The sequence below is a fragment of the Bacteroidota bacterium genome, from assembly GCA_020402865.1.
Lineage (GTDB): Bacteria > Bacteroidota > Bacteroidia > Palsa-965 > Palsa-965.
Genome location: JADBYT010000015.1, coordinates 225,451 through 239,601, shown reverse-complemented (window position 1 = coordinate 239,601; position 14,151 = coordinate 225,451). Strand labels below are relative to the sequence as shown.

12 protein-coding genes are annotated in these 14,151 nt (G+C 50.3%); 7 read left to right on the top strand and 5 right to left on the bottom strand.

Annotated features, from left to right (window positions below):
• Nucleotides 1-22: 22 nt before the first annotated feature.
• Nucleotides 23-811, top strand: coding sequence for a TerC family protein (locus tag IM638_12005; GenBank protein ID MCA6363753.1), 789 nt, complete (start codon nt 23-25; stop codon nt 809-811).
• Between the two features lie 216 nt (nt 812-1,027).
• Here IM638_12005 and IM638_12000 read toward each other — a convergent pair whose 3' ends face one another.
• From IM638_12000 to IM638_11985, 4 genes are all read right to left on the bottom strand, one after another.
• A complete protein-coding gene (locus tag IM638_12000; GenBank protein MCA6363752.1) occupies nt 1,028-3,232 on the bottom strand; it encodes an SPOR domain-containing protein in 2,205 nt (734 codons plus the stop codon).
• A 131-nt stretch (nt 3,233-3,363) separates the two neighbouring features.
• Nucleotides 3,364-4,698 carry a hypothetical protein gene (locus tag IM638_11995; GenBank protein MCA6363751.1) on the bottom strand — a complete coding sequence of 445 codons (1,335 nt, stop codon included), beginning with the start codon at nt 4,696-4,698 and terminating at the stop codon, nt 3,364-3,366.
• A gap of 15 nt (nt 4,699-4,713) precedes the next feature.
• A complete protein-coding gene (locus IM638_11990) occupies nt 4,714-6,039 on the bottom strand; it encodes a hypothetical protein (GenBank protein MCA6363750.1) in 1,326 nt (441 codons plus the stop codon).
• A gap of 297 nt (nt 6,040-6,336) precedes the next feature.
• Complete coding sequence (locus IM638_11985; protein MCA6363749.1) at nt 6,337-7,044, bottom strand: TIGR00730 family Rossman fold protein; 708 nt, start codon at nt 7,042-7,044, stop codon at nt 6,337-6,339.
• 210 nt (nt 7,045-7,254) lie between these two features.
• On the opposite strand from IM638_11985, the gene IM638_11980 reads away from it, so the two are divergent.
• Genes IM638_11980 through IM638_11970 form a run of 3 tightly spaced genes read left to right on the top strand, consistent with a single transcriptional unit; the run spans nt 7,255 to nt 9,888 of the window.
• The gene (locus IM638_11980) at nt 7,255-7,740 is read left to right on the top strand and encodes a hypothetical protein (protein MCA6363748.1); all 486 of its coding nucleotides are present in this window, start codon (nt 7,255-7,257) and stop codon (nt 7,738-7,740) included.
• A gap of 46 nt (nt 7,741-7,786) precedes the next feature.
• Nucleotides 7,787-9,166: an FAD-dependent oxidoreductase gene (locus IM638_11975; GenBank protein ID MCA6363747.1), complete on the top strand. Its 1,380-nt coding sequence runs from the start codon at nt 7,787-7,789 to the stop codon at nt 9,164-9,166.
• Nucleotides 9,166-9,888: a hypothetical protein gene (locus IM638_11970; GenBank protein ID MCA6363746.1), complete on the top strand. Its 723-nt coding sequence runs from the start codon at nt 9,166-9,168 to the stop codon at nt 9,886-9,888. The genes IM638_11975 and IM638_11970 overlap by 1 nt, the downstream gene beginning before the upstream one ends.
• Nucleotides 9,889-9,921: 33 nt before the next feature.
• Here the strand turns inward: IM638_11970 and IM638_11965 are convergent, their stop codons facing one another.
• Complete coding sequence (locus IM638_11965) at nt 9,922-11,253, bottom strand: saccharopine dehydrogenase NADP-binding domain-containing protein (protein MCA6363745.1); 1,332 nt, start codon at nt 11,251-11,253, stop codon at nt 9,922-9,924.
• 355 nt (nt 11,254-11,608) lie between these two features.
• Between IM638_11965 and IM638_11960 the strand changes: the two genes are divergently transcribed.
• The 3 genes from IM638_11960 to IM638_11950 all read left to right on the top strand — a co-directional run bounded on the left by IM638_11960 (nt 11,609) and on the right by IM638_11950 (nt 14,146).
• The gene (locus IM638_11960; GenBank protein MCA6363744.1) at nt 11,609-12,133 is read left to right on the top strand and encodes a YceI family protein; all 525 of its coding nucleotides are present in this window, start codon (nt 11,609-11,611) and stop codon (nt 12,131-12,133) included.
• 93 nt (nt 12,134-12,226) lie between these two features.
• On the top strand, nt 12,227-12,637 hold the full coding sequence (locus IM638_11955) for a DUF423 domain-containing protein (protein ID MCA6363743.1): 411 nt from the start codon (nt 12,227-12,229) through the stop codon (nt 12,635-12,637).
• A 15-nt stretch (nt 12,638-12,652) separates the two neighbouring features.
• Nucleotides 12,653-14,146, top strand: coding sequence for a carboxypeptidase M32 (locus tag IM638_11950; protein ID MCA6363742.1), 1,494 nt, complete (start codon nt 12,653-12,655; stop codon nt 14,144-14,146).
• Nucleotides 14,147-14,151: the final 5 nt, after the last annotated feature.

The following is a 14,151-nucleotide window of genomic DNA, read 5'->3' as shown; positions in this document are numbered from 1 at the left end:
AACACGAAATACCTCGCAACACATGCATCATTACATTCAGGAAATTCTTGATAACCCACTCCCCGCGCTTGCCGTAATTGGCAACCTTGTGATTATCGAAAGTTTACTTTCGGTTGACAATGCCGCTGTACTGGCCACCATGGTAATGGATTTGCCCAAAGAACAGCGTAACAAAGCCTTGAAATATGGTATCATCGGCGCGTATGTGTTTCGCGGGCTTTGTCTTTTGTTTGCGGCATGGCTCATCAAAATCTGGTGGCTGAAACCGCTGGGCGGACTTTACCTGCTTTACCTTGTATTTGATTATTTTAAAGGTAAAATGACGCCCGACAAAGAGGATGATACACTGGATAAAAAATCGAACTGGCTTTACAGGAGCACGGTTGGCTGGATGGGCCAGTTCTGGGCCACTGTGGCACTTGTGGAATTGATGGACCTTGCCTTTTCTATAGACAACGTATTTGCTGCGGTGGCATTCAGCAAAAATCTGGTGCTTATCTGGCTTGGCGTATTCATCGGAATTCTGGCCATGCGTTTTGTAGCACAGGCTTTTGTAAAACTTATGGAGCGTTACACCTTCCTCGAAACATCGGCTTTTGTGGTAATTGGCATTCTTGGCTTTAAACTGCTTTTGTCGCTGTTTGAGCATTTCTACCCTGAACACGGAGTAAGTCATTTCCTTGCACACGATGCCGATGTGTATATTTCTATTCTCACTGTTGTAATATTTGGCTTGCCGATTTTAACCAGCGTGCTGTTCAATTTCCCCCAAAAGTCGGAAGTGCAGGCAGAAGAGAGCGACAAAGAATAAGAGTATTTTAGCTGAAACAAGTTAAAACGTGTTTCTATGAAGCGTCCGGTTTGCTCCTTCTTCGACGGAGTAAACCGGACGCAGCCGTTTTATCTAACGCCTCCGGCCTTAGCTGCCGAAAGTTTTTCGGCAAAGCCGATAAAACTTTCAGCCCCATTGCGAAAAGTTTGCACCTTTTCGCAATGGGGCGAAGTACTTCATTTATCGGTAAATGTTTTACTTCTGCAATTCAAGCGCCTCCGATACGGGAACGGGCTGATCCTGGAAAAATGCTATCACAAACGCATCGTCAAAGCCTTTTGCCTTGAGTTCATTGCGCAGGGCGATAATTTGCTCGTAGCTGGCCGTGCGGCCAATGGTATAGCGCACAAAACCGTTGGGAGTGGTGCTTGTTTCCACACCGGTAAGCGTGCTCAGCTTCTCTTTAATTTCAGCGGGAGGTTCATTGCGGAAAACACCAAGCTGTACTTTGTACGTCACAAGCTGTTTCATATCCGGACTGGGCGCTGTGCTCTCGCTGAGATTTTCGGGCTGTGCGGGGGTGTTTGATTTTACCACGGTAGCGCCTGCCTGGGTAAGCGGCACACGTTTTCCGTCTTTGTAAGCCGCAATGAAAGCGCCTTTGTACCCTTTCACCAGCATCTGCGCCTTGCGTTCGGCGGCCTGCTCAAAAGTGGAAAACGAGCCGGTCATGTATTTATACAAACCATCGCTTGTGCGCACCATTACCAGATCAGGCACATCGTTAAACACACCGGGCGAAAGCGGTTGCTTGAATGCACCCAGCTGAACGCGGAACACAAGCTGACCGGTAACCGGATCGGTTTCGGCCATACGCATTGAGTCGATTGGCAACTGCGGATTGGTTACGGGATTCGTTACCGGATTGCTTACCGTATTTTGCACTGTGAGAAGTGAATCGGCCGGTTTGCTGGTTTGCTGCTGGTTATATACGAACACATTATCCACCACCTGAAACGAGCCATCGGGTTTGCGATACACCACTTTGGCATCGGTGTAGCCCTGTTGCACCAGAGCGCGGCGACGTTTTTCGGCCGATAGCACATCGTTGTATTTTCCGGCGGTGTACGTGGTTGTTGAATCGGGCTGAAGGTTGCTGCCGATGTCGGTTATGCTAAGGTATTTCACAAGTAATTCGTTGGGTACACCACTGGTGTAATTGCCCAGCATAACCTGATATACTTTTTTATCAGAGGCTGTAGCCTTGTACTGGTCGCTGGATCGGATTACTTCTGTAACCGCAAACATACCGGTCGAATCCATATACATCTGATAACGACGTAAAATGAGCGAATCGGTAAGTGTGATACCGTATTCATCAGTCACCACGCCCCGGGCCGATTCAAGTTCCTTATCGCGGTAATCAGCCGTGTAGTCGCCGTCGCCGTCGAGCGGACAGCCTTTTTCGTTTACAGCCACACCGGGCGGAGTCCCTTCGCACGAGTCTTTGAGGTCAATTACGCCGTCGCCGTCGTAGTCGCTGTTGTCCAGCGCATAATAATCCACATCGCTGAACGCATCGTTTCCGTTTTCATCCACCGTTTCGGCCGGGCCGGTGAGGTTGTAACGAAGCGAGAAAGCGGTCATTACATAATGATCGTTGCGGGCATTACCGGTGCGCGGCGTCTGACTTTGTGGCGTTACACCGTCGATATAATCCGTGCGTGTGAAGTGAAACGTAACGCCGAGCCGTGCATCCCATTTTTCATCAAGGTGCATCAGAAAACCGGCGCCCACCGGTACAGCGAAGGAACGCTCGGGGTATTTTCCAAAACCATCCAGATTGAGTTCACGCACGTCAGTTTCATACACATAATCGCGTTGCAGAAACAACGCATTGGCGGCGTTCGGATCGGTCTGATCGAGACTGCGTATAGAGCCATCGTTCCAGTAAAAGTAACGCCGGCCCTGCGCATCGTACAAGTCGGTTTTGGATAAAAACTCAAACGACTCAAACCCTATATTGACCCAGGGGTGAATCATTTTATTGGGTTTGATGAAATGACCAAAATTGTATTCGAAGTGCATCCCCCCCACCCTGATTTCAGATTCGAAATTAAGATTGCGGGTAATGAGGCGTTCATTTGCGCCCAGTTTTCCGAAAAGGGTGTAGAAACCCAGGCGAAGCCAGGGCGTGAGCGGTTGCGAAAGACTGAGCTCATAACCGATACGGCTTACCTGCGGGTTTACCAGGTTACGTTTGTACAAATCGCCGTAGAAGGAAAACATGCCCACCCCAAGCCCGAGCGTAGGCTTAAATACAAAGGGAGCCGGTTCGGGGCGTTTGGCTTTGGCAGTGGTATCAGTCTGAACAGGAGCCGTTTGCGCACGTACATGCAGCAAACCAGCCAGGCAAACCAGAACCAGAACAAAAAGCGAACACCGCAGGTTTTTGCACATCGTGCGAAGGTAAGGATTAAGGTTTTTTTAAACGTATTTTCCGTTATACGTATGCTGGCGGAAAAAAGGTGCGCCCGGCTGTTCAGTAAAAGCCGGGCGCATTATTCAAACAAAACCAAACCAAACAAAAGCTATCTCACCCATTTCTGGCTGGTAATCATAAGTGCTTCCTGCACTGTAATCCGGCGGCCGTTGCTGTATGCAGTCACAAAAGGACCTTCCACACCTTTGCCACGCAGCTGTTCGCGGCTGTTACGGGCAGCATCATAGCTGCTGAAATTGCCTGTGCTATATTTGTTCAGTCCGTCAACCTGTTCGCGGTTAATGGGTGAAGTAATGGCATAGATTCCTGCATAATAGCTTACGGGCACATTACGCTGCATGGCGGCAATCTGCACGCTGTAGCTCACTCCCACAGCCGATGTGCTGGCTGTTTGTGCAGGCGGCTGCTGGGATTCGGGGGCTTTCTGGTTATTGCCGGAAGTGACTACAGCTGTAGTTTTGATGCCGCCTTCCTGTTGTTTTTGTGCATCTTCACCGGCGTTGGCATTGGACTGGAAGGCCGGTTTTTCGGGTTCGGTATTGGTGGTGCCCGCTTCGCGCTGGTTGTTTCCGGCAAGCGCGGCCGAGGGTTTAAAGGTTATTTCTGATGGCGGAATGGGAATGAGTTTGCCTGTTTCGTTTTCTACATATGATATCATGCCTTTAATGGGATAGGTCCCTTCCATATCGGGCGAGGCAATGACTTTGTAGCGGATATTGAGTGAAGGACGCTCGGTGAGTGAGTACCAGCGAATGGTCACTGCGCCGTCCTTGCATTCAAAATCACTGCTTCCGTCGCCGTTCACCAGCACAGCGCTGCAGCCGGGCGGAATGGTATCCACAAGTTTGAGGAAAGTGCGGAGATCGCCTTTCTGTATGGCCATATCCACAAAAAACTCGCCGGTAACAGCCGTGTTGGGCACAGTGCGCAACACACTCACCTGCACGGGCGGGCGCTGCATGGTATCGGGTTTAGCCGGCTGCACGGCAACAGGAGCTGACGATTCGCCAACAGAAATTTTAAGCGGATTAAGCAACACACTTGAAGGAAGATTGTCAACCGGATGCGTAATGTTGGCTTGAAATGCATACGGCCCGGAAGCAGTAGCCGGTACTTTTACAGTGAAGGAAATATTCATTTCCTCTTTCGAAAGCTGCGCCCAGATGAATTTCACCTTCTGTTCTTCAAACAGAAATTTTGCTCCGTCGGTTTGACCAGCCGTAGCAGTAAAGCCTGCAGGCAGAATCATGGTAAAACGCATAAAGTCTTTCGCATCGTTCACCATTACCTTCACATTTACTGTAAATGATTCGCCCGGTTTTACCGCTTCAGGAGCAGTAATATCCGCCGCCGGATCGCCGGAAAGCAGCCGGGCCATCCAGAAGAAGAAAACATTTACCATAATGAGCAGTACTCGAATCATAGTGCAGCAGTTGTGTTATTGTTCGAAGAAGTAATCAATGAGTCGGTTTATTTTGTCGGCCGTCCAGTTCCCGGTACCATCAAAAAATTCATCAATGGCTTTGTTAATTTCATCAGCCGTGATGAGGTCGTCGTTGTTTTTATCTGCCGGCTGAAACTCGGCCGGAATGCGGCGATTGCCCGACTGGGCATTGCCTGAAGGAGTAGTATTGTTTTGCGGACTTGCCTGCTGGAGCACATCCGCAGAAGGTGCATTTTCGAAACGGGCCTTGAATGCCTGCTTGATTGAATCCTGAGCGGCAGCAATGGAATCAAGGCGGGCCTGCTCTTCTATTTTTTTCCAGTCGATACCCACCCCGTTTGCGTCGGTGGGCATGCCTTTGGGTGTGTCGGGCTCTTTATCCAGATAATCGGCATAACCATCGTTATCGCGGTCTTTGGGGCAACCTTTGCTGTCGGTTTCCACACCGGCGGGCGTTCCGGCGCACTGGTCGTTCATATCCTTTACACCGTCGCCATCGCTGTCGGCATCCAGCATGCTGCTGAAATCAACTTCCGCAAAACGCGAGTCTTCGATTGCTTTCTCAGGTGGTTTTCCAAAATGATAATACACAGCAACACCAGCCCACCAGTAGCTGTCGTTACCACCAGCCTTTACATTGTCAATGTAATCGGTAAACGCCATGTTCCAGCACACATTCATATCAATACCCATCCGGTAGCTGTAACGCAGGCGCACACCGGCCGAAAGCGGCAACAGCAGTGTATTCCGGTTGTAGTTTGCGGTGCTGTCGGTGAGCTTGGTTTCATATACATAGTCGCGCTGCAAGACCACCGCAGGCAGTGCAATCATGGACTGTTCAGGGTAATTGCGTATGGAACCGTCGCTCCAGTAATTGTAGCTTACCCCATTCGCATCGCGCAAATCGCCGTAAGGATCAAACAGCATAAAACCCAGCCCGGCACTCAGGTAAGGCGAAAACAAGCGGACACGGTCGCCTTTATCAAAAAAAAGCATCCCGCTGAGCTGCCCCTGCATCAGTGTTGATTCGAAATTGCGGTTCACAGCAAGCGAGCGGTCGCTACTGGAAAGCATGCCGTAAAAACCACCGAGCTGCACACCGGCCCATTTGCCGAAACGCTGCTCAATGCTAAGTTTCCAGCAGGTACGCATCGCCGTATTGAGCGAAGCAGCGCCGGAAGCACCTACATCACCCGTAAAGTAAGTTCCTCCCACTCCAACCGACACCAATGGCAACTGCCGCACGGGCTTTTCGGCCTGTGCGTGAAGCCCGCCCGCTAAAGGCATCAGAAACAATGGCAGGGTAGCAATGTATTTCATGAGCACCGGTGCTTTGTGAGGAATATCCGTTACGAACTCAATCGTACCTGTCTTCCGAACAAATCTATTCAAGTGCCTCCGGCGCTTTGTTAATAACCAGTCCTACTTATACACAGCAAAATGTTAATCGGGGTATTTTAAAATCTATTCAATAGTAATAAAATCAATACTTTGAGGCAAAGTCCATCGTTTTCCACAAACTGTTAAAAACCCCGGCAGTTATTAACAATGCAATGTGAAAAGTACAACCCGGCAATCTGGAAAGAAAGCCGGGTTGTGCTGCTGGTAAGTATTAAATTAAAAGTTGGGTTTGAGCAGGTAACGCTCATAGAAACTATTAATGATGTGTACCGCCTCATCGGCAGTATCTACCACATGAAATAAATTCAGGTCGGCCGCACTGATGTTGTGCTCGCGCTCAAGCAGCGTTTCACGAATCCAGTCCACCAGCCCGCTCCAGTAAGCCGAACCAACCAGCACCACGGGAAAATTGGCAATTTTGGATGTCTGCACAAGCGTTAACGCCTCAAACAATTCATCGAGCGTGCCAAAACCTCCCGGCATACCGATGAATCCCTGCGAATATTTCAGGAATATGGTTTTACGTACAAAGAAGTAATCGAAATTGATACTCTTGTCGGGATCCACGTAAATATTGCCCGATTGCTCAAACGGCAAACGGATATTGAGTCCTACCGATTTTCCGCCACCTGTTTTGGCGCCTTTATTGGCTGCTTCCATAATACCCGGGCCACCGCCGGTAATAACGCCATAGCCTTCGCGGCAGAGTTTTTCGGCAATTTCTTCGGCCAGTTTGTAATACGGATTATCAGGTTTGGTGCGGGCTGATCCGAAAATAGACACACAAGGACCAATGCGTGCCATTTTTTCAAATCCCTCTACAAATTCCGACATGATTTTGAAAATGAGCCACGAATCGCCTGATTTGATTTCGTGCCAGTCTTTTTCTGCAAAAGCGCGTCTTATTCTTTCTTCGTTGGTCATACTGACAAATTCTTAATAAGTTAATCGTTCAGATTCTCCTCTGATGCTGCAATATACGTACCGTTTCGGGAAACGGGGTCAAATGAGGGTCTGCTTATTCAACGATTTATGGTGCGAAAGGTTGCAGAGGCTGTGTAAGGCAGTTTGTTTGTTTATCTGTTTAACGGCATTATATTTGTTTAGATTCCCACAAATTCAAATTCATCTCCAATGAAAAATCTGATCTTCCTTTTTATTCTGATGCTTGGGCTTGGCACAGCCACCACCGTTCAGGCCCAGAACGATAAAAACAAAGCTGCCGAAAAGAAAAAATCGCAGAATGCTTCTACGCAGCGTGGCAACAGTGGCGGCAGCGGCAAGGCTGATATTTCAGTGGATGAACCGGGATCGCCGGGAAATAAAAATAAAAATGCGTCGGACACCACAACCACCAAGCCTCGCAAAAAGCAGCGTGGAAATGCCACTGCAGGTTCCGCTAAAAAAAGCCAGGCTCCTAAAATGAGTGCTCCGCCGGCAGAGGCGTCACCCGCCCCTTCATCTCCTGCACCGGCGCCCCCCGCCCCCGGCGCCGGATCAATTTCGGTTGACGAACCCGGAATGCCATCCGGCAACGGAAGCGCAAACAAACAAAGCGGAACTGCTCCCGCCCCCCCGGCAGCACCAACGCCTCCGGCCACTACTCCAAAGATCTTCTGATTCATTCGGCCACATCAAAAAATGTGGCTTTTTTTTCGCAACGCTTATGCACCGTAAAGAAGCCCTCACACGAATCGCCCTCGGCATTCCGGCGGCTCTGCTTTTTCCTCATCTCTTCGCAGCCTGCAAAGAAAAAGACCTTCTCGACGGACAAACCTACAATGGCCGCGTAATTGTAGTGGGCGCAGGTGCAGCCGGACTTTACGCAGCCTGCCTTTTGCAGCAGCGCGGCGCCGAGGTAACACTGCTTGAAGCCGCTGGTGTGTATGGCGGACGTGTGCGGCCGCTTGATGGGTTCAGTGATTTCACCATCGAACTGGGCGCCGAAATCATTCACGGCGAACGCTCAGTCTGGCACAACCTTGTGCAGCATGCAGGCGCCGGTTTGGTTACGGGCGGGTTTGAAGATTATATCCGGCTCGACGGACAAACACGCGCATTCAGCCAGGTGGAAAATGATGCCGACCTGAAACGTGTGGAAGAAATAACTGACGATCTGCAAAACTATAACGGCGCGGATATTACGGTTGAACAATACCTTCAGCAACTTGGGCTGCCGCAGCGGGTTATGCCTTACGCCAACGCTATAATCGGCAACGATTATGCCACAAGCAACAGCCGGCTTGGCCTGCGTGGTGTAGCACAGGGCGACCGCAACTGGGCGGCCGGCGATAAAGACATTATGCTGAAAGACCGTTCGTTTCTCTCCATACTCGAAGATGCAGTGCAACCCATACTTGATAAAGTACGGCTAAACACCCGCGTGGTAACTATCAATTATTCGGCTTCGGTAATTACGCTTACCGACCAGAACGGAGTCAGCTATACCGCTGACAAAGTAGTGGTGGCTGTGCCGCTAACCATTCTGCGCGATGGCGATATTGTATTTAATCCGCCGCTCGGACAGGAGAAAACCGCTGCGTTTTCGCGCATTGGCATGGGTGCGGGCATGAAAGTAATTATGAAGTTTGCCACGCGTTTCTGGCCCTCAGATACCGGCTACATTTACAGCGATGGTGTGGTGCCCGTGTACTGGAATACCGGTCTTGGCGGGCGCAGTACGGCAAACAATGTACTTACCGCATTTGTACACGGCGAAAAAGCCGAGTTTCTGATTGCACAGGGCAACAACTTAGTGAATACAATTTTACAGGATCTCGATAATTTGTTTGGTGCCGGCGCGGCAACAGGCTCACTGCAAAATGCACAGGTGATGAACTGGACGGCCGAGCCTTACATCCGCGGAGCCTACTCCTATCCCATTCCCGGCGGCGATGGTGCCCGCGAATTGATTGCGGCACCGGTTGCCGGTAAAATTTTCTTTGCCGGCGAAGCCACGCACACGGCCGGACATTTTGCCACCTTACACGGCGCGCTGGAAACCGGCATGCGTGCGGCTGCAGAAATTTTAAAATCGGTGCAGTAATGAAACGGTTGCTTATTGTAATGGGTCTTTTTGCCGGTGCACCGCTTGCCGCACAAAGCGGCTTTTATGCCGGTGCGTCTGCCCGTTACATGATGGCTGATGCGTGGGACGAAATTGTGCGCACCTACAATTTTTCTCGCCCCTTTGCAGAGGAAAAAATGGGGCTGTTTAGTTACGGCTGGCAGGCCGAAGCGGGTTACTTACATAGATACCGCATCCATTGGGCATTTCCGTTCAGCGCAGGTTTTCACCAAACCACTTCGCAGGCTTATTCGTCGGCTGCTTTCACCGGCGGCAGCGAATACCAGCTGCGTGCCACCATTAACGCCGCCACACTCGATGCCGGTGTGCGTTATTATTTCTTTTCACCTGATCACAAAGAAAAAGTGGCCGGCATGCACAAACACATTTATGTTGAACTTTCGCCCGGTTTTGCATTGCTTATGCCGCGCGTGCGCCTCAACGGCGAACTGACAGAAGAAGCCGATGAGGATGTATATCGGCCATTTTTGCCTGCATTCAGACTCACCGCCGGTGTGGGCACCGAAAAGGCACTGAATACAAAATGGTGGCTTTGTCCGTTTTTCCGCACCGAGTTTTTCCCTGCCGCCAATCTCGACGGTTTTGCCGGCATGATCAACGGCTCATACCTGCCTGATCTGGACGATAAAAGCAGGGTGTTTGCGTTTCAATTAGGCATACAGTTAAAACGTGCAAAATAAAAAGGCGCTTTCACCGGCGCCTTTCTTATTGAGTTAAATCGTTTCTTCTTTTTCTTCAAAGTTGATTCCGTATGCTTGCAGTTCTTCAAGCACGGGCTCGTAGATATCGGGCGTAACGGGTACACATACACCAGTGCGTGTGAACTCACCGCGCAGTATGCGGCGCACAGCCATTGCAGCGGGCAGACCTACGGTTTTCGCCATTGCAGTTTGTACTTCATCATCGCCCTTGGCTACCAGCGATGATTTCAGCCGATGTGACTTGCCGTTTAGTGTGTATTCGAAAATATGCTGCATCACAATCATGTCTTTATCGCCGGGGCGAAGCAGCCATTTTTGTTCGAGCAGGTGCTGAAGAATTTGTGCCGGGCTTGCCTCGTCGAGCGGAATTTTTTCGTCGCTGAGCATGCCGGTCCACATTACCATTTTCATTTCCTCACTGTCTTCGGCAAGTCCCGTAAATGTGGCCAGTCGGCTTTGCAGACTACCGTTTCCGGCAGGCAGAAACGCTTCTACCAATTGTGCATAGGTAAGTTGCGAAGCGTGGTGAATTTTCCAGGTATCGTCGGTAAGACCGAGCTGTACAAATACATTCCAGGCCTTGCAGTAGCCGGGCATGCGTAACGTACCGCGCAGCAGGGTGGGAATATCATCAATGCCATACACACTGCGGTACGAAAGCGAATCGCGGTTTGCATAGGCATCAAAGCTGCCGTGGCCTTCTACTTCGATGCGGGTGGCGCTGCTGAAAAGGCGGCTGTAGGGCAAATATTTGTACTGCCCGTTTTCGATATACTGCGCTGTGCCCTGCCCGGCCAGAATTACATTGCGCGGGTTCCACGAAAACTTATAGCCCCAGGGATTGTCGTTCGACTCGGGTGCAACCAGTCCGCCGCAGTAGGAATAAAAGGCAGAAAGCACACCACCCTCATGGCGTATGCGGTCGATAATTTGCATGGCCGACATGTGGTCGATACCCGGGTCGAGGCCGGTTTCGTTGAGCAGTACAATTCCTTTTTCTTTCGCTTCGGCATGCAGCGCACGCATTTCATCAGAAACATATGAAGCGGTAACGAGGTGTTTTCCCAGCCGCACACAATCGCGCGCTACGGCACCGTGCATAAACGCCGGCAGCATTGAAACCACCAGATCAGCCGCCGCAATTTCAGTTTCGCGCTGTGCGGCATCGTTTATATCAAAACCAAAACCGGTGCCCCGGTCTGATCCGCTTACTTTTTGCACAGCGGCAGCACCGTTCATATCGCCCACGCGCACCTGCCAGTTTTCGGCAGCGGCATGCTGTAGCAAATAGGTAATTAACGACGACGACGAACGTCCGGCTCCGATAACAAGTAGATGTTTCATATTTCGAAATTGCCCGCAAAGGTACAATATCGCTTTGTTTTGCTTTCAACTCCTTTACTCCACACATACACAGGCATATTCAGCAGCCTCCTTTTGCCTTCAGCACACCAGATTTTCAGACAGAAAACACCTGACCGCTAGCTTTCATCCCGCAAAACCGGAAACCACTAAAGGTGAACCGTTTTTCAGATACGGCAATTCCATTTATATTCCGCTTCACCCATACCAAAAAATAAATTTAACCACTGTTAATCAATGAATTAACAAATAAAATACACCTACATACATGTATGTACATATATTTACTTACCTTTGACTGGTAAAATTCAAACATTCACCCAAAAAACATACACACATGGCAACAAAATGGTCACTCGATCCTTCGCACAGCGAACTTCAGTTTAAAGTAAAACACCTGATGATTACCAATGTAACTGGTCAGTTAAACATGATCAGCGGTGAGGTAGAAGCAGCTGACGCCACATTTAACGGGGCGCGTGTAAACTTTACAGCCGATCTGAATTCGATTAATACCGGCAGCGAGCAGCGCGACGGACACCTGAAAAGTCCTGATTTCTTTGATACAGAGAAGTATCCAGCAATCCGTTTTGAAAGCAGCAATTACAATGCTTCAGAAGGTAAAATTTCGGGCAACCTTACCATCCGCGATGTAACCAAACCGGTTACGCTTGACGTGGAGTTTTCGGGCACCAATAAAGATCCCTGGGGCAACCAGAAAGCGGGTTTTTCGGTATCGGGAAAAATTAACCGCACCGATTTTGGCTTGAACTGGAATGCTGCACTTGAAACAGGTGGCGTGCTGGTGAGCGAAGAAGTTAAACTTCAGGCTGAACTCCAGTTTGTGCATTCGGCCAACTAATCAGATTAAATAGTTTAGCTGCCCCGGAACCAATGTCTGGTTTCGGGGCAGTTTATTTTAGGGGAGATATTCAGATGCGGTTATCTTTGGCGCATGAAAGTGAACTGGATGCTGAAAGGGGCATTGCTGGCCGGATTGTCTGTTGCGCTGGGCGCATTTGCGGCACACGGGCTTGAAAAACACCTCGAATCAGGTTTAATGACGGAGCGGCAACTGCACAATTTTGAAACGGCGGCCCGCTATCAGATGTATCATGCACTTGCCATCGTGGTTTGTGCGCTGTTGCTGCGCCAGCCTGCCACGCGTATGCTTAAAGCGGCACCCTGGCTGTTTGCGGCGGGCATTTTGCTGTTCTCTGGTTCACTTTATCTGCTAAGCGTTCGCGATATCATCGGACTGGAAAACTGGCAATGGCTGGGACCGGTTACGCCATTGGGCGGATTGTGCTTTATGGCTGGCTGGGTGCTGCTGGCACTGGGTAGTTTCAATCGAAAATCATCATAAAATTCTGTGCGGAAAATGTCAAACACCTATACCGAATTTATTACTGAAGTACAGTCAATAGCCGATATTTCTTTTGCGGCAGGTGTATTAAACTGGGATCAGGAAACCTATATGCCTGCGGGCGGAGCGGCTCTGCGCGCGCGCCAGCTGGCCACACTGGCAGGTCTTGTGCACGAACGCGCCACCGGCGGCAAACTTGGCGGTTTGCTTGATGTGCTGGCAAACGACACCACACTAGATGCCGTGCAGCGCTGCAACGTAAAGTATGTAAACAAACAATACCAGCGGGCCCTGAAACTTCCGCGTGATTTTGTGGTGGAAATGAGCCGCACCGTGTCGGAAGCACTCAGCGTATGGCATCAGGCCAAACCTGCGGGCGATTTTGCCGCGTTTGCACCGCACCTCGAAAAAATTGTGGCGCTCAAACGCCGTGAATGTGAGTTGCTGGGCTATACCGCACACCCTTACGATGCCCTGCTTGATGAATTTGAACCCGGCCTCACCACTGCCGAGGTGGAACAGCTTTTTGCCGATGTACGCAAAGATCTGGTGCCGTTTGTGAAGGAAATTGCCGCCCGGCCGCCACTTACCAACGATCTGCTCAAAAAATATTATCCGAAAGACAAGCAGTTTGCCTTCAGCGAAACACTGCTCCGGCTCATCGGCTTTGATTTCGAAACCGGCAGGCAGGATATTTCGCTGCATCCGTTTACAATAAACTTCGGAGCGAACGATGTGCGCGTAACGACAAAAATTGATGAGCACAATCTTTCCGATATGTTCACCGGCACCATTCACGAGGGTGGCCATGCGCTTTACGAGCAGGGCTTGCCGGCCAGCGGCTACGGACTTCCTGCAGGTGAATATGTATCGCTGGGTATTCACGAGTCGCAATCGCGTTTGTGGGAAAATAATGTAGGACGTAGTCTGGAGTTTTGCCAAACGGTAATGCCCAAACTGCAGGAAGCGTTTCCCGAGCAACTTGCCGGCGAAAGTGCGCACGAACTTTTCAAATCGCTCAATGTGGTGCGTCCTTCGCTCATCCGCATCATGGCCGACGAGCTTACGTATCATTTCCATATCATGGTTCGGTTTGAAACGGAAAAAGCATTGATCGAAGGCAGCCTCGCCGTGAAGGATGTGCCTGAATTCTGGAACAGCCGCGTGCGCGAATATTTAGGCATTGACGTGCCCGACAACGGCGCCGGCTGCTTGCAGGATGTACATTGGTCGCACGGCAGCCTGGGCTATTTCCCCACCTACTCCATTGGCAGCTTTTACGCCGCACAGTTTTTCGCCGCAGCTTCAGCTCAAATTGATGGACTTAGCGATAAAATTGCACGAGGTGAGTTTACTGAACTCCTCCAATGGCTGCGCACACACATACACAGCCACGGCAAACAATACACTGCCCGCGAACTTTGCGAACGTATTACGGGAGAGCCGCTCTCGTTCAGCTATTTCATGGCGTATGCGCGAAAAAAATACAGCAGCCTCTACGCGCTCTGAGCATG

Excerpts from the sequence above, each read along its gene's own strand:
- IM638_12005 (MCA6363753.1), top strand. The coding sequence starts at position 23 with ATGCATCATTACATTCAGGAAATTCTTGATAACCCACTCCCCGCGCTT.
- IM638_11950 (MCA6363742.1), top strand. The coding sequence starts at position 12,653 with ATGTCAAACACCTATACCGAATTTATTACTGAAGTACAGTCAATAGCC.
- IM638_11995 (MCA6363751.1), bottom strand. The coding sequence starts at position 4,698 with ATGATTCGAGTACTGCTCATTATGGTAAATGTTTTCTTCTTCTGGATG.
- IM638_11960 (MCA6363744.1), top strand. The coding sequence starts at position 11,609 with ATGGCAACAAAATGGTCACTCGATCCTTCGCACAGCGAACTTCAGTTT.
- IM638_11965 (MCA6363745.1), bottom strand. The coding sequence starts at position 11,253 with ATGAAACATCTACTTGTTATCGGAGCCGGACGTTCGTCGTCGTCGTTA.
- IM638_11970 (MCA6363746.1), top strand. The coding sequence starts at position 9,166 with ATGAAACGGTTGCTTATTGTAATGGGTCTTTTTGCCGGTGCACCGCTT.
- IM638_11990 (MCA6363750.1), bottom strand. The coding sequence starts at position 6,039 with ATGAAATACATTGCTACCCTGCCATTGTTTCTGATGCCTTTAGCGGGC.
- IM638_12000 (MCA6363752.1), bottom strand. The coding sequence starts at position 3,232 with ATGTGCAAAAACCTGCGGTGTTCGCTTTTTGTTCTGGTTCTGGTTTGC.
- IM638_11975 (MCA6363747.1), top strand. The coding sequence starts at position 7,787 with ATGCACCGTAAAGAAGCCCTCACACGAATCGCCCTCGGCATTCCGGCG.
- IM638_11955 (MCA6363743.1), top strand. The coding sequence starts at position 12,227 with ATGAAAGTGAACTGGATGCTGAAAGGGGCATTGCTGGCCGGATTGTCT.
- IM638_11980 (MCA6363748.1), top strand. The coding sequence starts at position 7,255 with ATGAAAAATCTGATCTTCCTTTTTATTCTGATGCTTGGGCTTGGCACA.
- IM638_11985 (MCA6363749.1), bottom strand. The coding sequence starts at position 7,044 with ATGACCAACGAAGAAAGAATAAGACGCGCTTTTGCAGAAAAAGACTGG.